Genomic DNA, 19,853 nt, shown 5'->3' with positions numbered 1-19,853 from the left:
TTAAAGTAAAATCAAGGCTCATTTTAGCTGACAAAAAGGTAAATTTCACAATGAATAAAAAGAAAAAAATAGCCCTGATCACTGGCATCTGCATAGTTTCATTTTTGCTTATCTACACGCTTCTTGGCTTTTTTGGTCTGCCTTATGCTATCAAAAATATCGTGCCAAAATACCTAAAAGACTACAACGCAACGCTTTTTGTAAGTGATGCTAAATTTAACCCATTTACCTTTGAGCTAAACGCTACAAATGCCGAGCTAAACACCACTTCGCCGCTTTTTAGCACGAAGCAGATCGACCTTAAACTAAAACCATTTTCTATATTTAAAAAGCTAGTTGAGATAGACATTTTTAGGCTAGATGAGCCAAAAGTAAAGATCACAAGAGATAAAAAGGCAAATTTTAACTTTAGCAATTTTATAAGCGATGATAACGCAACTAGCGAAGATAACAGCACTAGCTCGATAAATTTTGCGCTAAATAACGCAAAAATCATCAAAGGCTCATTTTCATATAGCGATCAAAATTTAACAAAGCCATTTAACGTAAGTTTTGATGATATAAACTACGAGCTTAGCTCGCTAAATACGAAGAAAAATAGCGCAGGTAGTCACATCTTTGACTCAAACTCAAGCCTAGCGCACAAGATCGATCTAAATGGCGATATCAAGCTAAATCCACTAAAAATAGAGGGTAACGTCAGCATAAAGGACTTTAGCATAAAGCCAGTTGCGATAAGTTTTATCGATAATGACACGTTAAATCTTAAAAATGCCATTATAAACTTAAAGATAAACTACGCTTTAAAAGCCGATGAAAACGCAACTGGGATAAATTTAAAAGATGGCTTTTTAAATGTAAAAGGACTAAGCCTTGATGAAGGCGCAAACGCGCTTAGCCTTGGTGAGCTAGAGCTTCCAAAATTTGATCTTGTTAGCAAGATAGCGGATAAAACGGAGGCTGCGCTAAATTTAAGCGCTATAAATTTAAATGATATCTCTTTTAAAAATGCTACCTCTGCAAGCGTAAAATCACTAAATTTAAGTGATATCTCGCTTCTTGCAAATTTAAATGAAAAGAGCGAGCTAAACGCCACAGCCAAGCTAAAAAGCGTAGGTGCAAACGCTCTTAAAATAGATGAAGCAGATAAGAATTTAGCAAATTTAAAAGATATAAATGCTTCAAATTTAAATCTAAATTTAGCAAATAACAAAACCGCGCTAACGCTTGAAAAAATGGCGCTAAATGGCATCAATGCGCCACTTAGCAAAAGTGCAAATGCAAATGTAGCAAGCGCTGGCGTGACAAATACAAGCTTTACAATGGATGGCAACAAGAGCCTTGCGAGCCTTGATGAGCTAAATGTAAAAAACATAGAGCTTAAAGCAAAAAATAAAGATATAGCAAGCGTCGCTGATGTGGCGATAAAGAGCATAAGCTTTGATCTTTTAAAAATGGCTCTAAATATCGCTAGTGTCGATGTTAATAAGCCTAAATTTACTTCTGAACTAAACGACAATGGTCTAAGCGCTGTAAGTGAGCTAGGATTTGGCGAGCAGAGCGCAAAAGCTACAAAGGCGGCAAAACACACTAAAAAAGTGGAGAAAAAGGCTGAAAATAAAAGCGCTTCAAAAAGCAAAGAAAATGAGTTTAAATTTGATGTAAAAAATATAAGTGTAAATAACGCAGATATCGCTTTGACGCATCTTTTTGAAGGCGAAAAGATCGCTCATAAATTTGATAATCTTTTTGTAAAAGTAGCAAATTTAAGTAGCGATTTTAGCAAGCCATTTGACGCAAAAGTGGCGATGAAGAGCTCGCAAAAGCTAAATTTGGATGTTGAGTCCAAGATAAAGATAGAGCCACTTGACGTGAGTGCAAAAATCAAGCTAAATGATACAAATTTACCAAAGTATTTTGCCTACGCAAAGCCGTTTTTAGAAGCATCTCTAGCTAGCGGACAGATGAACGCAGATGCCCAGCTTCACTATGCAAAAGATATCAAAGCAGACGCAAAAGTTAGCATAAAAGATATAAGGCTAAATGGCAAAAAAGCTGAAAAACTAATCGCCTTTAAAAGCTTAGAACTTGAAAAAATTTCATTTGCCAAAAACGACCTTACTATAAGCGGAGTGAGCTTAAATTCGCCATTTATAAAGGCTCATCTAAGCAAAGAGCGTAAATTTAACCTATCTCAGATCGTAAAAGAGGATAAAAATAAGTCTAAAACCGAGGCAAAACCTGAGAGCAAAAAGGCAGCTAGCAAAAAAGATGACGAGCTAAAATTTAGCGTGAAAAACTTCTCTCTTAAAAATGGCGAGGTTGATTTCTCGGACGCATCGCTATTTATGCCATTTGCCACAACGATCTCAAAGCTAAATGGCAAGCTCACTGACATCGATAAAAAGCGCCCAAGCTCAGGCGAGTTTCAAGGTGTGGTTGGTAAAAATGGCTTTGCGCAGATCACAGCAAAACTCTTTCCATTTGAGCTAAAGCAAAATACCGACATAAAGCTTGACTTTAAAGATATCGATCTAACTGATATAACGCCATATAGCGGGCAGTTTGTGGGCTATAAGATCAAAAAAGGCAAGCTAAATTTAAACCTAAACTATAGCGTCGCCGACTCAAAACTAAATGGCTCAAATTTCATAAATTTTGACTCACTTACACTTGGAGAAAAGGTTGATTCAAAAGATGCTGTAAATTTACCACTTTCGCTTGCTATCTCGATACTTAGCGATCAAAATAATCAAATAAACATCGACCTGCCAGTTGAGGGAAATTTAGACGATCCTGACTTTAAATATGGCGGCGTCATCTGGGCTGCAGTAAAAAAGCTCTTTGCTGACATCACGCTAGCTCCATTTAGATTTTTAGGCAACGCTTTAGGACTTGGCAGCAAAGATCTTAGCTCTATTGATTTTCTTGCTGGAAGTAGCGAGCTTATAAGCTCAGAAGCGCCTAAGATAGCTGATTTTATAAAGCTAACTGGCTCAAAACCTAAAATGAAGCTTAGCACAACGCCAACATATTCAAAACTCGATGAGAGCTTTTATAAAAACAAAAAACTAGATCAAAAGATCAATCAAATCATCGCTTCAAGCGGCAAAGACTACATAGCAGTTTTAAATGAGCTTGTGCCAAATTTAAAAGATAGAAACGAAAAAGCTTTAAGAGAAGAGGCGCTAAAGGGCATCGAGGTCGATAAAGCAAAGCTAGTAGAGCTTGCAAATGAGCGTGCAAATGCGGTAAAAGAGGCGCTTATAAAAGCTGGGCTTGAGGCTGGCCGCATAAATATAAACGATGCAACAAGCTCAGAGCCTAAGCAAAACACCTACACAAGCGTGCTAATGGGAGTGGCGAACTAAATTTCATTTATTTCGCTGCTTCTTGCGTTATAGACAAACCAGCTAAGAAGCATAAGCATCATAAATGCCCCAAAAATGAGGCTTGCGTAAAAATATAAATTAAAATCAGCTCCCAGCAAATTTGCGTTGTGAAGGGCGATCATAACGCCAGCTAAAGCGATTAAGTAGCCAATTAGCTTGATGATGAAAATTTTAGGATTTACAAGGATCAGCAAAAGACCGCAAAGTATGATGCCAAGGGCTATTTGTAAATTTGAAACGTCAGCTTGAGCGTTTGAAGTAAGTGTTAAAAGGCCAGCTAAAAGCGCCATTAGTATCATCAAAACTGCATAAACCGCCCTGCTTCGTCCAAAGCCATACATAAAGCAAACAAAGCCCTTATTTTGCCTGTTATAATCCATTTTTCGCTCCTTTTGGAAGTTTGCTTATTTTAATGCCAAATTCTTAAATAACGGCTTTAATCTGAAATTTCACTCATTTTGGCTAATATTTTGCATCTTAAAAAAGGAGCAAAAATGCCTTATGTTAATATCAAAATAGCAGGCCCAGAGCCTACAAAAGAGCAAAAAGATCAAGTTTTTAAAGAAGTAACCGAGACGCTTGTAAGAGTGCTTGGCAAGAAAAAAGAGGCGGTTATGATCTTTATCGAAACTCACGACGCTGGCAATATCGGCGTAGGCGGCGAGAGCGTAGAGGACAAAAGAAAGGGGATAAAATGAGCGAATTTAGCAAAGCAGACATGGAAAGAAAGATAACGCTTGAGGTTGGCGACAAGGCGCCAGAGTTTGAAGCGCTAAATCAAGACGGCGTAAAGGTCGCATTAAAGGACTTTATAGGCAAAAACGTGGTGCTTTACTTCTACCCAAAGGACAACACTCCAGGCTGCACGACTGAGGCTTGCGAATTTAGCGCAAACTACGATCAGTTTATCAAAAATGACACCGTCATCATCGGCGTTAGCCCAGATAGCGTGAAGTCGCATGTGGGCTTTATCGCAAAGCAAAATTTAAAGCACATCCTCTTAAGCGATGAGGATAAAGAAATTTCAAAGCTTTATGGCGTTTGGCAGGTCAAGAAAAACTACGGCAAAGAGTATCTTGGCATCGCCAGAAGCACCTTTGTGATCGGCAAAGATGGCAAGATAGTTAAAATTTACAAAAGCGTAAAAGCCAAAGACCACGCCGCAAAAGTGCTAGCTGATCTAGTAAAATAAGGAGCAAAGATGAAGCTTATAAAAATGCTAATTTTAAGTGCGTTTTTTGCGCTAAATTTATCAGCACTGACTGAAGGTGTGGAGTATCAAACTCTAGCAAAACCGCTTAACGTGCCTAAAAACTCAGTAGTCAAGGTCTTTAGCTACGACTGCCCTCACTGCTATAAATTTGACCGAACGATCACAAGAAAGCTGATGTCAAAGCTTGACGGGGTTAAATTTATCCCATATCACCTAAGTACCAAAGGCAAACTTGGCGAGACTACAAGTAAAATTTTCGCCGCTCTTATATCGATAGATGAGGCAAATGGGACTGATCTGCTAAGCGATGAGTCTAAATTTAAGCAAGCTAAATTTGCGATCTATAAAGCAAGACACGATGAAAAAGATGACTTTAATGACGGCAAAGATAAGCAAAGATTTATAGATCTAGCGCTAAATGCGGCTCACGTGAGCAAAGACGAATACGAAAAAGCGCTAAACTCAGATCGTGCAAAAGAGCTTTTAAACGAGTGGTTTGCCTCTTATGATGTAGCAAGTATCAGCGGTGTGCCAGCCTTTGTAGTCAGCGGCAAATATCTGATAAATTTAAACGCAGCATCATCGATCGATGAGATGGCAAAGACGATAAAAGAGCTTTTAGATAAGTAACTTTGGTCTAAAATTTACAGACATTTTGGGCTTAGAAATGTAAATTTAAAGCAATTTTAGATAAACTCGGATCAAATTTCTAAAAAAGAAAGGTTTAATTATGAACGCTTCAGAATTCATCTGGATGGATGGAAAACTAGTAAAATGGGACGATGCGAAAGTACACGTTCTAACTCACTCTTTGCACTATGGTAATGCCGTATTTGAGGGCACAAGAGCTTATAAAACAAAAAAAGGTCTAGCTATTTTTAGACTCAAAGACCACACAAAAAGACTTTTAAGATCAGCAAAAATGACCGTTTTAAATGTGCCTTACACAGAAGAAGAGCTTGAAAAAGCGCAGATCGAACTACTTCGTGCAAACAAATATAACAGCAACGTCTATATCCGCCCACTTATCTTTTTAGGATACGGCGTAATGGGCGTAGCGCACACAAAAGCACCGGTTCAAACCGCTATCGCTTCATGGGAATGGGGTGCTTACCTTGGCGATGAGGGCCTAGAAAAAGGGATCAGGGTTAAAATTTCAAGCTTTGCCAAACTAGCTCCTGCTGCTCAAATGAACAGAGCAAAAGCTAGCTCAAACTACCTAAGCTCACAAATGGCAAACTACGAAGCAAAAGAGGCTGGATACGACGAGGCGCTACTTCTTGATAGCGAGGGCTTTGTAGCTGAAGGTCCAGGCGAGTGCTTCTTCATCGTTGAAAATGGCGCATTGATCACTCCACCAAATGACAACAGCCTACTTAGCATCACTCAAGATACAGTCATAAGACTTGCTCACGACCTTGACATCGAAGTAAGAAGAGAGCGCATCACAAGAGATCAGGCATACACAGCTGACGAGGCGTTTTTTACTGGTACAGCAGCTGAAGTAACTCCGATAAACAGCATAGATAACCGCATCATCGGCAATGGTGCAAGAGGCGAAGTGACAAAGAGACTACAAAAAGCTTACTTTGACGTAGTTTATGGTCTAAACAAAAAATACGAATCATTTTTAACATATATTTAAGATTTAAAGGAACGAAATGCCCGCTGATTTAAATGATTATTTCAACAAAAAAAAGCCAGGTAATGACAACAGGGGCTCAGGTCAAAATAACGACAAAGAGCCACCTTTTAAAAAGGATTTTAAAATGCCAAATATACCAAGTGGCTTTGGCAAATTTGGTGCGCTAGCCTACATCATAATCGCCATTATCGCGATCCTTGCTATCACTCAGCCATTTAAAGTGATACACTCAGGCGAGGTCGGCATCAAAGCCACAGCGGGTAAATATGAGCCAAATCCTCTGCAACCAGGATTTCACTTCTTTTTGCCATTTATCCAAGACATCATAGTAGTTGATACTAGAGTTAGGATCATTAACTACACTTCTGGCGAGGACATGGGCGAGAGCTTGCAAAAGTCTTATCAGGGAGCTGGAATTTTACGCAAAAACTCGATCTCGGTTTTGGACGCTAGAAATTTACCAGTTAGTATCGATATCACCGTGCAGTACCGTCTAAATCCAGAAAATGCACCACAAACTATCGCATCTTGGGGTCTTAGCTGGGAGAGCAAGATCGTTGATCCTGTCGTGCGTGACGTGGTTCGCAGCATCGCTGGTAAATACACAGCCGAAGAGCTGCCAACTAAAAGAAATGACCTAGCAAGGCAGATTGATGAGGGCATAAGAAAAGACATCGACTCTCAGCCAAACAAGCCAGTCGAGCTTCTAACTGTGCAGCTTCGTGAGATCATCTTACCTTCAAAGGTAAAAGAGCAGATCGAGCGTGTCCAGATCGCTAAACAAGAGGCTGAGAGGACAAAATATGAGGTCGAGCGGGCAAATCAAGAGGCTCTAAAACAAGCTGCCCTTGCAGAAGGTAGTGCAAAAGCTGCTATCATCGAGGCAAAAGGTAAGGCAGATGCTATCAAGATCGAGGCTGACGCGACAGCGTATGCAAACAAAGAGATCGCAAAAAGTGTCGATCAAAATTTATTAAATTTAAAACAGATCGAGACACAAAATAGATTTAACGATGCTCTTAAAGAGAACAAAGATGCTAAAATTTTCTTAACACCTGGCGGAGCTGTGCCAAATATCTGGCTAGATGCAAAAGATAGGGCAAAAGCTAGCTCAGTTAGCGAAAGGTAAAAATGAATAGCGTAGCAAAAAGTATAGACTGGCAAAAGGTTGGTGGATTGCTCCCAGTGGTGGTTTGCGATCACGCTACAAACGAGGTTTTAATGCTTGCTTATATGAATGAAGAAGCACTAAGCTTAAGTCTATCTAGCCGCTACGCTCACTACTTTTCACGCACTAAAAATAGAATTTGGAAAAAAGGCGAAGAAAGTGGCAACACACAAGAGATCAAGGCTGCATTTTTAGACTGCGACAACGACACCTTGCTTTTAAAAGTCGTTCAAAACGGAGGCGTCGCTTGTCACACTGGGGCAAAATCGTGCTTTTTTAACGAGATAAATTTAGAAAATTTAGAAATTTCAGATGAAAAAAGCGAGGTTAAAAAGCCAAGATATGGCGTCATTGACGAGCTTTATCACGTTATAGAGGATAGAAAGCTAAATGCTGATCCGCAAACTTCATACGTGGCAAGCCTTTTTAAAAAGGGTGAAAATCAAATTCTAAAAAAAGTTGGCGAAGAGGCTACAGAGCTTGTCATGGCGGCAAAAGAGCTTAGTTTTGCCAAGCAGATAAAACAAGATGAGCAAAAAGCAAAAAACGACCTCATCTATGAAGCAGCTGATCTTTGCTTTCACGCACTTGTGGCGCTTTCAGCCCACAACATACATCCAGATGCCGTCAAAAACGAGCTTGCAAGGCGTTTTGGCATGAGTGGCATCGAAGAAAAAAGATCGCGAGATGTTAAATAGCATCAAGCATAATATACTTTTCATACTTCAAAATGCCAAACTTATCGACTTTCTAGCCTATGGTTGGGTCTTTTTAGCCTTTATATTTATCGTGCTTTTAGGAATTTTTGTCGCGATAAAATCATGGTGGCAAATAGGATTTTTATTTATCCTAGCTGGTTTTTTGGGACTTTTCGCAGGTAACTACTACGCAAACAAATATATAAATGAAAATCTAAGACCAGTTAGCATAAGCAAAATAAACACAAAACAGCTTCAATATGTAGATGCGTTGATGGTTGATTTTAACATCACAAATAATTCAAACTACACATTAAACATTTGCAAAATCGAGCTTGGCTTCTACCTTGGCTCAAAACAAAGCACGAGAAATTTTCTAAATTCGCTCAACCCTTTTGCTAAAAAAAGGATCGTTTTAAATGAAGTGCTTTTGCCAAAGCAGAGCAAGCAGATAAGAGAATTTGTCAACGACTTTGCCTTCATTGACTACAATATCACCAAAAAAGCGGAGTGTTTTTGATGAGTTCAAACTACTTTACCATCGTTCATATCATCGTGCTTTTTGCGATCACACTACTTTCTATTTTATTTCTTGTGCTCTCGCTTAGAGCCGAGCGAAAACTATTTTTATCGCTACTTTTTACAAACATTTTGGTCTCAACCACGCTTGCCATTTTTTTGATGCTAGTTCTTGATAAATACACCAAAAAAGGCATAGTCGAAGGCGTAAAAAGCGAGCGAGTGTTAAGAAATGAAAGCATTGTTTTTCGTGGTCAAGTAAGAAATGTCGGTAAATTTACCATTAGCAAATGCACCCTTACAATTAAACTCATTAATCAACCGCTAAACAAAAACGATCTTGGCGGCGAGGCGCTATTTAAACCAAGCGGACTCTCATTTTTCTCATGGGTCTTTGGAGGCGATGAGGACGAGAGACCAAACACTGTGGCATATAAATTTGACGTAGCTCAAAATTTACCAAAGCAAAAAGCGGTGCCATTTACAGTGACTATGCCCTATCCGCCATATTTTAAAAATGGTATGAACATCACAAAACTTAGTTGCTACTAATAAATTTAGATAAATTTTTAGTATTTATTACGTTTTGCAAATAATTATAAGCTGGCTAAATTTCTCCTAAATCTAAATAAAATTTGGCTTATATAAAATAAATTTAAATATGAATTTTAAACCAAAGCCAAAAGGCAATGGTTTAAAATTTAGTTTTAATGTCTTGAAAGATAGTTTGTATCGTAGTTGTTGCTTAAAAAGTCTTTGTTTTCCATCATGGCGATGTGAAAGTCTTTTGTTGTTTTGATGCCGCTTATTATGAGCTGATCAAGAGCAACTTTCATCTTGTGGATCGCTCTGTTTCTATCAGTGTCCCAAACTACGAGCTTTCCGATCATACTGTCATAATACGGCGGTATAGAGTAGTCTTGGTAGATGTGGCTATCCATTCTCACGTTGCGGCCGCCTGGGCAGACATATTTTGTGATCTTGCCAGGGCACGGAGTGAAGGTGTTTGGATCCTCGGCTGTGATCCTGCACTCGATCGCATGGCCTTTTAGCTCGATGCTCTTTTGTGGCGGTAGCTTTTCGCCCTCGGCCACTTTTATCATAAGCTCGATGATATCAAGTCCGCTTACCATTTCGCTTACTGTGTGCTCGACTTGGAGCCTTGTGTTCATCTCGATGAAGTAAAAGTCTAAATTTTTATCAACCAAAAACTCAAACGTACCTGCTCCCTCGTAGCCGATCGCTTTTGCTGCTTTTATGGCAGTTTCGTGCAACCTCTCTCTTGTTTTTTCATCAAGTAAGATGGCTGGGCTCTCTTCGATCAGCTTTTGGTGACGGCGCTGCATAGAGCAGTCGCGCTCACCTATGTGAAGCACGTTGCCGTGGCTATCGCCGATGATTTGAACCTCGATGTGGCGTGGATTTAGGATATATTTTTCCATATACATCGTGCCATCGCCAAATGCACTCATCGCCTCGCTCTCAGCAGACCAAAACGCTTTTTCTAAATCAGCCTCTTTTTCAACCACGCGCATACCGCGTCCGCCGCCGCCAGCTGCAGCTTTTAAGATGACTGGATAGCCGATCTTTTTAGCTAGCTCTTTTGCAGCTTTTGTATCAGCCACAGCGCCGTCTGAGCCAGGGATGACTGGCACGCCAGCTCTTTGCATGACCTGTTTTGCCTTACTCTTGTCGCTCATCAAAGCCATCGCAGCAACGCTTGGTCCAATAAATTTGATCTTGTGGTGTGAGCAAATTTCAACAAAATTTTGATTTTCACTTAAAAAGCCATAACCTGGAAAGATAGCGTCTGCTTCGCTGATCTCAGCTGCGCTTATGATAGCTGGGATGTTTAGGTAGCTGTCGCTTGAGCGCTCTTTACCGATGCAAATAGCCACGTCGGCGTATTTTACGTAAAGTGCATCTTTGTCAGCGGTTGAATAAACTACAACGGCTTCTTTACCCATCTCCTTTATCGTTCGCAAAGCACGAAGAGCGATCTCGCCGCGGTTTGCGATTAAAATTCTTTTTAATTCCATTAATTTTTCTCCACGCCAAATAACGGCAATCCAAACTCAACTGGCTGTCCGTCAGAGACTAGCATCTCAGTGATCTGGCAGTCAAATTCAGCCTCGATCTCGTTCATAATCTTCATAGCCTCGATGATGCCCACTACATCGCCCTTTCTTACTCTTTGACCAACTTTTACGAATGGTGCAGCGCCTGGGCTTGGAGCAGCGTAGAAAGTACCTACCATAGGAGATTTTATGCTATCTTTTGGCGAATTTGTAGCTGGTTTTACCTCTGAGCTAACGACAACATTTACAGGTGTTGGCGCTGGAGCTGCTGCTTGTGCCGCTGGCTTTGCAGGCGCGCAATAATCAGCAAATTTCTCTACCTCGACCTCAAAATCACCACTTTTTATCTTGATATGATTCATCTCCATACCATTAAAAAATTCGATAAGCTCTTTTATATCTTCTTTTTTCATAGAAAATTCTCCTAAATTTTTATATAAGCCCCTAATTGTAGCGAAATTTAAATAAATTTAATTTTTAGCTGGCATAAAATTTGTGCTAAACCCTACTTTTATCTAGCAAATTTATAATAAAAAATAAGATAAAACTAAGCACAACTAAAACAAGGCTTAAAGCGAGTGCCTGATCGCTTCTGCCGTCATAGACAGCGTTGTAGATAGCAAGTGAGATGGTATCTGTTTTACCTATGATATTGCCGCCTAAAATGAGCGTTATGCCAACCTCGCCAAGACCGCGCGAGAGCGCTAGGATAAATTTTTGAGGCATAAAGATTGCTTGCATAAATTTACTAGCCCTATTTTGCCTGCGCCAAATTTCGCTAAAATGGTATAATCTCGCAAAAACAAAAGGATAGACATGAACGAACTTGAGCTAAAGATGCAAGGCAAGATAGAGAGGCTAACAGATAAGACTTTTAGGCTAGATCCAAGGATCGGCGAGGGCTATTTTACGGCGAAATACTTTCTAAAAGTAAATGAGATAATCAAGCAAAACCTGCCTGATCAGCACGTGACGATGCAGTTTTTTCAAAGGCGTGATGATATCATGCTTTGCGGTATCGACGAGGTTTTAGCGATAATCAATAAATTTGCCAAAAACCCAAGCGAGCTTGAAATTTACGCGCTTGATGATGGCGATATCATAAATGCAAACGAGCCAGTTTTAAAGATAAGCGGCAAGTATGAAAATTTCGGCTTTTTAGAAAACGTCATCGACGCGACGCTCACTAGAAGAAGCTGCGTGGCGACAAACTCCAGAGACGTGATAAAAGCGGCAAATGGCAAGGACGTCTTTAGCATGGCAGACAGACAAGACGACATCTGCACGCAGCCAGGCGACGGATATGCCTCATTTGTAGGTGGCATCAAAAAGGTCGCCACAGACGCTCAGGGCGAGCTTACAGGGCTAAAAGGCGGTGGCACCATGCCTCATGCGCTCATTCAAATGTGCGGCGGAGACGTGGTGAAGGCTTGCCAAATTTACGCTAAAACCTTTAAAAACGAGCAGATCACGGCTTTGGTTGATTATAACAACGACGTGATCACGGACTCTTTAAAGGCTGCAAATGCCCTAAAAGAGAGGCTTGGTGCGGTTAGAGTTGATACTAGTAAAAATTTGATAGATAGGTATTTTGAAGGCAAAGATACGAGTAAATTTGACCCACACGGCGTTTGCAAGGAGCTTATATTTGCCCTAAGAGAGGCGCTTGATAAAGCTGGCTTTAAGCACGTTAAGATCGTAGTTAGCTCAGGCTTTAATCCGCAAAAAATGAGCGAATTTGAGAAATTTAACACCCCAGTTGATACTTACGGCGTGGGAAGCTATCTTGTTAAAAATGACATTTGTGGCTTTACAGGCGATCTAGTCGAGCTAAACGGCAAAAGTGAGGCTAAATTTGGCAGAAAAAATTACGCTTCAGATAGACTAATGAGAGTTAAATTTTAGGAAAGAAGATGAAATTTATAAAAATTTTAACGATTCTGTCGCTTTTACTGACTGCTTGCACCGCCGCAAACTACGCTAACGCTTTTGAAAAGGTTGGCATAGTTGAGGACGGCGTTTATCGCTTTAGCCAAAATGGTCTTGGAGTCAAAAAAGACCTGCTTGTAAAGGTGATCTCTGTGCAAAATGCGGACAGCTCCCGCAAAAAGATCATCTCCATGCTAAATATCCCTAAAAAATCTAAAATCACGGACTTTAAAACAAGCGACGCTGGCGTGATAGTCTGGCCATTTTACGAGTTTGAGGGCAAATTTATAACGACAATAATCGTTGAAAATATAAAAAAAGAAGATAGCGATCAAAAGTTACTTAAGATGCTAGAACTTAAACATCCGTTTTACTCGACGCTCCAAGCTCGAAGAAAAGGTGCTAAAGAGGCCATAGACGTGAAATACGTGCTAAATTTCAAAGAGGCAAAGCTGGTAAAATCGTTTCAAAATCGCCCTTAAAACTTTATTTTAAATAAATTTCATTAAAATGGCGTAATCAAAAAAAGGATCATCTTTGCACAATCTAAAAACCATAAACGTCGCTCACTCGCCTGATGCTGACGATATTTTCATGTATGCCGCGGTCAAATTTGGCTGGGTTAGCAGTAAAAATTTAGCCTTCACATCAAAGGCGCTTGATATAGAAACGCTAAACGAAGAAGCACTAAAAGGCACTTACGAGGCAACAGCGATCAGCTTTGCGCTCTATCCTAAAATTTGCGATGAATTTGCACTTTTGCGCTGTGCGGTGAGCTTTGGCAATGGATACGGACCAAAGCTTATCAAGCTAAAAGATAAGCAGCTAAAGCGAAATTTCAAGGTCGCTCTCTCTGGCAAAAACACGACAAACGCCCTGCTTTTTCGCATAGCCTACCCAGAGGCAAGGATCGTTTATAAAAATTTCTTAGAGATCGAAAATGCCGTGCTTAGCGGCGAGGTAGATGCTGGCGTACTCATACATGAAAGTATCTTAAATTTCTCAGACCAGCTCTGCGTAGAGCGTGAGATCTGGGACATTTGGAGCGAGTTAAACGGCGAAAATTTACCGCTTCCACTTGGTGGCATGGCGCTTAGACGAAGCCTACCGATAACCGACGCGATAGAGTGCGAGAGAGTGCTTAGTGAGGCCGTTAGGATCGCTACTTCTCACAAGCCATTTTTATCTCACATGCTAATGGAGCGAAATCTCATAAGAGTTGGCAAAGAAGAGCTTAAAGCGTATCTAAATTTATATGCAAATAACGAGTCTATAAGCATGAACGAAACTCAGCTAAAAGCACTAAATAAGCTATATCAAATAGGCTATGACAAAGGCTTTTACGAAAAGCCAATCGACGTAAACGACTACTTAATCCCAACTGAATACAACGAAGTAAGGTTTAGCTGATGCAAAGCACGCTTGTCTCACTTGGAGTTGAAACCTTTAAGATCGCCCTTTATATCAGCCTTCCGATGCTGTTAAGCGGACTAATAGCTGGTCTTATCATCTCCATTTTTCAAGCGACCACGCAGATAAACGAAACCACGCTAAGCTTCGTGCCAAAAATTTTGCTAGTCGTCGTTGTTATCATATTTTTGATGCCTTGGATGATCTCGATGATGGTTGAATTTACCACTCGTATGCTTGATTTTATACCGGAATTTATCCAGTGACGAGGCTTGTTGATTTTTCTAAATTTACCTCGGTTAGGATAGGCGGCGTGCATGAAATTTTCGAGGTTGATAGCCTTGAAGATCTAAGCTTACCTTACTTTTTAGGCGCTGTGATGATAGGCGGGGGCAACAACCTTCTTATCTCGCCAAATCCTCCAAAAATGGCAATGCTTGGCAAGAGCTTTGACTATATAAATTTAGAAATTTGTGATGAAAAAATTTATCTTGAGATAGGTGCTGCGACAAAATCAGCTAAAATTTATAACTTCTGCAAGCAAAACAACATCGCGAACCTAGAGTTTTTAAAAAATATCCCAGGCACGCTTGGCGGACTTATCAAAATGAATGCTGGGCTGCTTAAATTTAGCATAAGCGACAACCTCACGCATGTGCGTCTGGCTCGTGGCTGGGCGAGCAAAGAAGAGATAAGCTTTAGCTACCGCCACAGCGGCATAGATGAGGCCATTTTGGGAGCTAAATTTAAGCTTTCTAGCGGCTTTGATGCGAGCATATCTGAAGCTATAAGCGCAAAAAGGGCAAATCAGCCAAAGGGAGCTAGCTTTGGCAGCTGCTTTGTAAATCCAGAAGGCCATTTTGCAGGGGCATTGCTTGAAGCGGTGGGGTTAAAAGGATACGCGATCGGCGGAGCGAAATTTAGCGAAGAGCACGCAAATTTTTTGATAAATTTTAACCACGCAAGCTTTGAAGACGCCACTAGCCTTATAAATTTGGCTAGAGCTAGAGTTTTAGAAAAATTTGGCGTAGAGCTTAAGACTGAAGTTTGCATTTTATAAGGATGATGATGAGTGAGTTTTTGAGCGAAGTTTTTACCCTTTCACTTTTGTTTATAGCTATCGGTTTTTACGCCATTTATAGGGCTAAAAAGGCGCAAAGCGAGCATGAGAAAAATGTGGCTAGCTATGATAAAAACTTGCTAAATTTTGCCAAAATTTTAGGCGTAAAAGATCACATCGACCTAGTTAAATTTGATGAAATTTTGGCTGAGGCCTTAAAAGAAAAACTAATTTTTAAATTTAATAAATCTACCTCGCAAGAGAAATTTATCTCTTTTATAAAAGATGAGAATTTCAAAACTAAACCCCAAATTTCGCAAAATCATATCGATGAAGCTTTTTTAAATCTTTGCGCAAGCTCGCTTATAGAGCCACTTAAGCTTGCAATACTAAAAAAAGAAGATCAAATTTATGGATTTTTGTTTGAAAAAGAGCAGCTTTTTGCTCTCATTGATAGCGCTGCACTGCTTGGCGAAAATATTATAATTTGCGAGTAAATCAAGTAAAATTCATCTCTTTTTAGATAAAATCAAGCCAAATTTCAACTATAAGGTAAAAAATGGCAAAAGAAAAAGATAGTGACAAAAAGATAGCTATCCCAGAGAGCGAAGCGGACAAGAAAAAGGCGCTTGAGCTTGCGCTAAAGCAGATCGATAAAGCTTTTGGCAAGGGCACGCTTTTAAGACTTGGCGACAAAGAGGTTGAGGCGATCGAGTCGATACCGACTGGCTCGCTAGGACTTGATCTGGCTCTTGGCATAGGCGGCGTCCCAAAAGGCAGGATCATCGAGATCTACGGACCAGAGAGCTCTGGTAAGACCACGCTCACACTTCACATCATCGCTGAAGCGCAAAAAGCTGGCGGAATTTGTGCGTTTGTCGATGCAGAGCACGCACTAGATGTAAAATACGCTTCAAATTTAGGCGTAAATACCGATAATCTCTACGTCTCTCAGCCAGACTTTGGCGAGCAAGCACTTGAGATCGTTGAGACGCTTGCAAGAAGCGGTGCGATCGATCTTATCGTAGTTGATAGCGTCGCTGCCCTTACTCCAAAGAGCGAGATAGATGGCGACATGGGCGATCAGCACGTTGGCCTGCAAGCAAGGCTTATGAGTCAGGCGCTTAGAAAGCTAACTGGAATTTTAAGCAAGATGAAGACAACTGTTATCTTCATCAACCAAATTCGTATGAAGATCGGTATGATGGGATATGGCACGCCAGAGACTACAACTGGCGGCAATGCACTTAAATTTTACTCATCTGTAAGGATTGATGTCAGAAAGATAGCCACACTTAAACAAAACGACGAGCCTATCGGCAACCGCACAAAAGCAAAAGTCGTTAAAAACAAGGTGGCACCTCCATTTAAAGTAGCTGAATTTGACATCATGTTTGGCGAGGGTGTGAGCAAAGAGGGCGAGATCATCGACTATGGCGTAAAGCTCGACATCATCGACAAATCAGGTGCGTGGTTTAGCTACAAGGCCGAAAAACTAGGTCAAGGTAGAGAAAATGCCAAAGCCTACCTAAAAGAGCACCCAGAAATTTCTGACGAGATAGTAGCGGCGATAAAAGGCTCAATGGGGATAGACCACCTAATAAGCAGCGGCGCAAAAGACGAAGACGACGACACAAACGAAGCAGGAGATGAATAATGGTATTTATTGAAGATGTAGAAGCTCACGAGGTTTTAGATAGCAGAGGCAACCCAACAGTTCGTGCGACAGTTAGACTAAGCGACGGTACCGAGGCAAGCGCAATCGTACCAAGCGGCGCAAGCACTGGCAAGCGTGAGGCGCTCGAGCTTCGCGACAAGGACGAGAGATATGCTGGCAAGGGCGTTTTAAAGGCTGTTTCAAACGTAAATGAAAAGATCGCTGAAGCTATCATCGGCCTTGATGCCTACAACCAAAAAGCAGTCGATGCGGAGATGCTTGAGCTTGATGGCACGCACAATTACTCAAATTTAGGCGCAAACGCGGTCCTTGGCGTATCTATGGCAGTAGCTCGCGCAGCTGCAAAGAGCCTAAATATCCCGCTATACCGCTACCTTGGCGGTGCAAACGCTAGCATCTTGCCTGTGCCGATGTTTAATATCATAAATGGCGGTGCGCACGCAAATAATAGCGTTGATTTTCAAGAATTTATGATCATGCCATTTGGCTTTAGCACATTTAGCGAGGCACTAAGAGCTGCAACTGAAATTTATCACAAGCTCAAATCTATTCTAAACACAGCTGGCCACAGCACGGCTGTCGGCGACGAGGGTGGTTTTGCTCCAAATTTAAAAGACAACGAAGAGCCACTAAAGCTTATCTCACAAGCCGTAAAAGAGGCTGGATATGAGCTAGGCAGCCAGATAAAACTTGCACTTGACGTCGCTTCAAGCGAGCTTTATAAAGACGGCAAATACGAGCTTGAGGGTAAGAAATTTAGCAGCGACGAGCTCATTAGCTACTACGAAAAACTTTGCGAAAAATATCCGATATTTTCTATCGAAGATGGCCTTAGCGAGGACGACTGGAGCGGCTGGGCTGAGCTTACAAAAAGGCTTGGTAGCAAGGTGCAACTAGTTGGCGACGACCTTTTTGTCACAAATGAGAAAATTTTACGCGAAGGCATCGAGAAAAACATCGCAAATGCGATCCTTATCAAGCCAAATCAAATAGGCTCAGTCACGCAAACTATGCAAACTGTCCGCCTCGCTCAAAGAAACGGCTACTGCTGCATCATGAGCCACAGAAGCGGCGAGAGCGAAGATGCGTTCATCGCTGACTTTGCAGTCGCACTAAACACTGGCGAGATAAAGACAGGTGCTACCTCAAGAAGCGAGCGCAACGCAAAATACAACCGCTTGCTTGAGATCGAGCTTGAGGCGGGTGAGTTTTTAGGGGATAATATTTGAGCGAAATTTTAGATGAATATGGCAAAGAAGATGGCATATTTCATAAAATCGTAAAATTTGTTCGGCCAACACTGCGCTACGTCATAGCCACCATCTGCGTGGCTATGTTTGCTATCTACGTAGGCAACATGATGTTTGGCAAGCGCTCACTTGATGTCATGTTAAGCCTTCAGAGCAAAAAAGAGAGGCTTAGCGAGGACGTGGAAATTTTGAAAAAACTAAACGCACGTCTACAGAAAGATTATTTTGAATTGCAAGGCCTTGAGCCAGACTCCAACAAAAAGTAGGAACGATGAAGAAAATTTGGTTAGTTTTACCTTTATTAGCAACGAGCTTATGCGCCAGAGAAAACCCATTTATGCCTATTAGCGAGCTAAACACAAGCGTTATGACGACAAACGTCGTAGAAAAATATGACAGTTTCAACTCGCTCTCGTTTAAATTTCCAAGCGATGCGATGCTGCTACTTGATGTCACCATAAGATACAGAGCAAATGACGGCAGCATAAAAGAAAAAAGACTAACCGATATAAACAAAACTATCGACTGGAACGATGAATTTGCCCTAAGCAAGATGAAAAATCCAGAACCAGTCGCAGCTAAAAAACTAGATGTTTCTGTCACGATGGCAGAGGTACCAGCTCAAAAGGTTAGCACGCCAGTCATAATAGAAAAAAATGAGACTAAAATTTCAAACAAAGATAGAAATAAAAGCTCAGATGTGCCAACTCCAAACGTCGTGGTGATCGACCTTGGCACAAAAAAAGTAAAAGAGCCTACTAAGCCTGAGCAAAAAGTAGTCGAAGTAAAGATCGAGCCAGCCTCAAAGCCTGTTCAAGAGATAAAAAGCAGCGAAAAAGAGGTTAAATTCTTAGGATTTGTGAGCTTTTTAACACATGAAAAAGAGCTAAATATCATCACAAAAGCTAAAAATTTAAAGCACTTTGCCTACGAGAAAAATAAGATCGTGCTTGACTTTGCAAAACCTCCAAGAAGCTTTAAGACTAGAAATTTAAAGCTTGAAAATGAAAATTTTAAAAACGTAATAATCGGCTGGCATGACAAGTATTTCAGAGTGGTTTTAGAGCTTGATAAGATGCATAAATATAAGCTTGAAGCCGCCGAAAATGGATATGTGCTTAAGCTTTTATAGATTTTATATTTAAATTTAAGCCTACTATTTTTAAATTTCTCTTTGTCGTAACCAAAAAAAGCTTGACACTAGCGCAAGAAGCCCTTGGGCATGCCAGCCTAAACACCTCGATAATTTACACACACTTCGATAGTGACAAGCTAAAACTCACCGCCAAAGTGGCTGAGGATCTAGCGAATTAGCCTAAATTTATCAAATTTAGCTCTAAGCTTATGGCTAAAGAAGCCCTTGAAGACTTTTGCGACGTCGTCGTAAAGCCAGTAGCTGACGGCGGTGAGGGCAGCGTGGAGGCTATGGCTGACGCACTTGATGCTAAATTTATAGATACCATCGTCAAAAACCCACTTGGCACTGAAATTTTAGCTAGATACGCTCTAAAAGATGACCTTGCCATACTTGAGATGTCTAGTGCTTCTGGTCTTACTCTTATAAATCCTGATGAGAGAAATCCTATGAAAACTAGCACATTTGGCTTTGGCCAGATGATAAAAGATGCCATTAGCAAGGGTGCTAGGAAATTTATCATAGGCATTGGCGGAAGTGCTACAAATGATGCTGGCGTAGGCATGCTAAGTGCTCTTGGCTTTAAATTTTATGATAGAAACGGCTATTTGCTTGAGGGTAAAGGTGAAGATCTAGCTCAAATTTGCGACTTTTCAGATGAAGAGGCACTAAAAGAGC

General features: G+C 40.8%; 23 protein-coding genes and 2 pseudogenes. 21 read left to right on the top strand and 4 right to left on the bottom strand.

Annotation, left to right across the window (positions count from 1 at the left end; all coding sequences use genetic code 11):
* Positions 1-50: 50 nt before the first annotated feature.
* Positions 51-3,371: a DUF748 domain-containing protein gene (locus F3G91_RS09390; protein WP_149701487.1), complete on the top strand. Its 3,321-nt coding sequence runs from the start codon at positions 51-53 to the stop codon at positions 3,369-3,371.
* Here the strand turns inward: F3G91_RS09390 and F3G91_RS09385 are convergent.
* Positions 3,368-3,772, bottom strand: a complete 405-nt coding sequence (locus F3G91_RS09385) for a hypothetical protein (protein ID WP_149701404.1) — start codon at positions 3,770-3,772, stop codon at positions 3,368-3,370. The genes F3G91_RS09390 and F3G91_RS09385 overlap by 4 nt on opposite strands.
* Before the next feature lie 114 nt (positions 3,773-3,886).
* Here F3G91_RS09385 and F3G91_RS09380 point away from each other — a divergent pair, with 114 nt between their 5' ends.
* The 8 genes from F3G91_RS09380 to F3G91_RS09345 all read left to right on the top strand — a co-directional run bounded on the left by F3G91_RS09380 (position 3,887) and on the right by F3G91_RS09345 (position 9,187).
* Positions 3,887-4,090, top strand: a complete 204-nt coding sequence (locus F3G91_RS09380) for a tautomerase family protein (protein ID WP_002939973.1) — start codon at positions 3,887-3,889, stop codon at positions 4,088-4,090.
* A complete protein-coding gene (bcp, locus tag F3G91_RS09375) occupies positions 4,087-4,584 on the top strand; it encodes a thioredoxin-dependent thiol peroxidase (RefSeq protein ID WP_072593948.1) in 498 nt (165 codons plus the stop codon). Before F3G91_RS09380 ends, bcp begins: the two co-directional genes overlap by 4 nt.
* Before the next feature lie 9 nt (positions 4,585-4,593).
* Positions 4,594-5,235: a thiol:disulfide interchange protein DsbA/DsbL gene (locus tag F3G91_RS09370; RefSeq protein ID WP_149701403.1), complete on the top strand. Its 642-nt coding sequence runs from the start codon at positions 4,594-4,596 to the stop codon at positions 5,233-5,235.
* A 100-nt stretch (positions 5,236-5,335) separates the two neighbouring features.
* The gene (locus F3G91_RS09365; protein WP_021093313.1) at positions 5,336-6,250 is read left to right on the top strand and encodes a branched-chain amino acid transaminase; all 915 of its coding nucleotides are present in this window, start codon (positions 5,336-5,338) and stop codon (positions 6,248-6,250) included.
* 16 nt (positions 6,251-6,266) lie between these two features.
* Positions 6,267-7,379 carry a prohibitin family protein gene (locus F3G91_RS09360; RefSeq protein ID WP_107944690.1) on the top strand — a complete coding sequence of 371 codons (1,113 nt, stop codon included), beginning with the start codon at positions 6,267-6,269 and terminating at the stop codon, positions 7,377-7,379.
* Positions 7,380-7,381: 2 nt separating this feature from the next.
* Entirely contained in the window at positions 7,382-8,116 is a 735-nt protein-coding gene (hisIE, locus tag F3G91_RS09355; protein WP_149701402.1) for a bifunctional phosphoribosyl-AMP cyclohydrolase/phosphoribosyl-ATP diphosphatase HisIE, read from the top strand.
* Complete coding sequence (locus F3G91_RS09350) at positions 8,106-8,636, top strand: DUF2393 family protein (protein ID WP_149701485.1); 531 nt, start codon at positions 8,106-8,108, stop codon at positions 8,634-8,636. Before hisIE ends, F3G91_RS09350 begins: the two co-directional genes overlap by 11 nt.
* Positions 8,636-9,187: a DUF2393 family protein gene (locus F3G91_RS09345; protein ID WP_149701486.1), complete on the top strand. Its 552-nt coding sequence runs from the start codon at positions 8,636-8,638 to the stop codon at positions 9,185-9,187. Before F3G91_RS09350 ends, F3G91_RS09345 begins: the two co-directional genes overlap by 1 nt.
* Before the next feature lie 155 nt (positions 9,188-9,342).
* Here the strand turns inward: F3G91_RS09345 and F3G91_RS09340 are convergent, their stop codons facing one another.
* The 3 genes and pseudogenes from F3G91_RS09340 to F3G91_RS09330 all read right to left on the bottom strand — a co-directional run.
* Positions 9,343-10,674 (bottom strand): acetyl-CoA carboxylase biotin carboxylase subunit, encoded by a 1,332-nt coding sequence (locus tag F3G91_RS09340; protein ID WP_103636267.1) that lies wholly within the window; start codon positions 10,672-10,674, stop codon positions 9,343-9,345.
* Positions 10,674-11,126 carry an acetyl-CoA carboxylase biotin carboxyl carrier protein gene (accB, locus tag F3G91_RS09335; RefSeq protein WP_149701401.1) on the bottom strand — a complete coding sequence of 151 codons (453 nt, stop codon included), beginning with the start codon at positions 11,124-11,126 and terminating at the stop codon, positions 10,674-10,676. The genes F3G91_RS09340 and accB overlap by 1 nt, the downstream gene beginning before the upstream one ends.
* Before the next feature lie 85 nt (positions 11,127-11,211).
* A pseudogene (locus F3G91_RS09330) lies at positions 11,212-11,424 on the bottom strand (molybdate ABC transporter permease subunit); the annotation flags it as partial.
* 105 nt (positions 11,425-11,529) lie between these two features.
* Between F3G91_RS09330 and F3G91_RS09325 the strand changes: the two are divergent.
* The 12 genes and pseudogenes from F3G91_RS09325 to F3G91_RS09270 form a co-directional block, all read left to right on the top strand.
* A complete protein-coding gene (locus tag F3G91_RS09325) occupies positions 11,530-12,618 on the top strand; it encodes a nicotinate phosphoribosyltransferase (RefSeq protein ID WP_087583529.1) in 1,089 nt (362 codons plus the stop codon).
* An 8-nt stretch (positions 12,619-12,626) separates the two neighbouring features.
* Positions 12,627-13,124 carry a chemotaxis protein gene (locus F3G91_RS09320; RefSeq protein ID WP_149701400.1) on the top strand — a complete coding sequence of 166 codons (498 nt, stop codon included), beginning with the start codon at positions 12,627-12,629 and terminating at the stop codon, positions 13,122-13,124.
* Between the two features lie 55 nt (positions 13,125-13,179).
* The gene (locus tag F3G91_RS09315; protein WP_149701399.1) at positions 13,180-14,052 is read left to right on the top strand and encodes a menaquinone biosynthesis family protein; all 873 of its coding nucleotides are present in this window, start codon (positions 13,180-13,182) and stop codon (positions 14,050-14,052) included.
* Positions 14,049-14,318, top strand: a complete 270-nt coding sequence (gene fliQ / locus F3G91_RS09310) for a flagellar biosynthesis protein FliQ (protein ID WP_223154231.1) — start codon at positions 14,049-14,051, stop codon at positions 14,316-14,318. Before F3G91_RS09315 ends, fliQ begins: the two co-directional genes overlap by 4 nt.
* Positions 14,315-15,112 carry a UDP-N-acetylmuramate dehydrogenase gene (locus F3G91_RS09305; RefSeq protein ID WP_149701398.1) on the top strand — a complete coding sequence of 266 codons (798 nt, stop codon included), beginning with the start codon at positions 14,315-14,317 and terminating at the stop codon, positions 15,110-15,112. Before fliQ ends, F3G91_RS09305 begins: the two co-directional genes overlap by 4 nt.
* Before the next feature lie 8 nt (positions 15,113-15,120).
* Entirely contained in the window at positions 15,121-15,609 is a 489-nt protein-coding gene (locus F3G91_RS09300; protein WP_149701397.1) for an addiction module antitoxin, read from the top strand.
* Positions 15,610-15,671: 62 nt separating this feature from the next.
* A complete protein-coding gene (gene recA / locus F3G91_RS09295; RefSeq protein ID WP_002940852.1) occupies positions 15,672-16,769 on the top strand; it encodes a recombinase RecA in 1,098 nt (365 codons plus the stop codon).
* Positions 16,769-18,019, top strand: coding sequence for a phosphopyruvate hydratase (gene eno, locus F3G91_RS09290; protein WP_149701396.1), 1,251 nt, complete (start codon positions 16,769-16,771; stop codon positions 18,017-18,019). Before recA ends, eno begins: the two co-directional genes overlap by 1 nt.
* Before the next feature lie 104 nt (positions 18,020-18,123).
* Positions 18,124-18,306 carry a hypothetical protein gene (locus F3G91_RS10320; protein ID WP_181000157.1) on the top strand — a complete coding sequence of 61 codons (183 nt, stop codon included), beginning with the start codon at positions 18,124-18,126 and terminating at the stop codon, positions 18,304-18,306.
* 5 nt (positions 18,307-18,311) lie between these two features.
* Complete coding sequence (locus F3G91_RS09280; protein ID WP_149701395.1) at positions 18,312-19,172, top strand: AMIN domain-containing protein; 861 nt, start codon at positions 18,312-18,314, stop codon at positions 19,170-19,172.
* Positions 19,173-19,228: 56 nt separating this feature from the next.
* Positions 19,229-19,354, top strand: a pseudogene (locus F3G91_RS10530) (integrase); the annotation flags it as partial.
* Positions 19,355-19,384: 30 nt separating this feature from the next.
* Positions 19,385-19,853, top strand: a 469-nt coding sequence (locus tag F3G91_RS09270) for a glycerate kinase (RefSeq protein ID WP_223227864.1), incomplete at its 3' end; no start/stop codon positions are given.

Origin of the sequence: Campylobacter concisus, from assembly GCF_902460715.1 — a bacterium.
GTDB lineage: Bacteria > Campylobacterota > Campylobacteria > Campylobacterales > Campylobacteraceae > Campylobacter_A > Campylobacter_A concisus_AK.
This window is presented reverse-complemented; position numbering and strand designations above follow the sequence as displayed.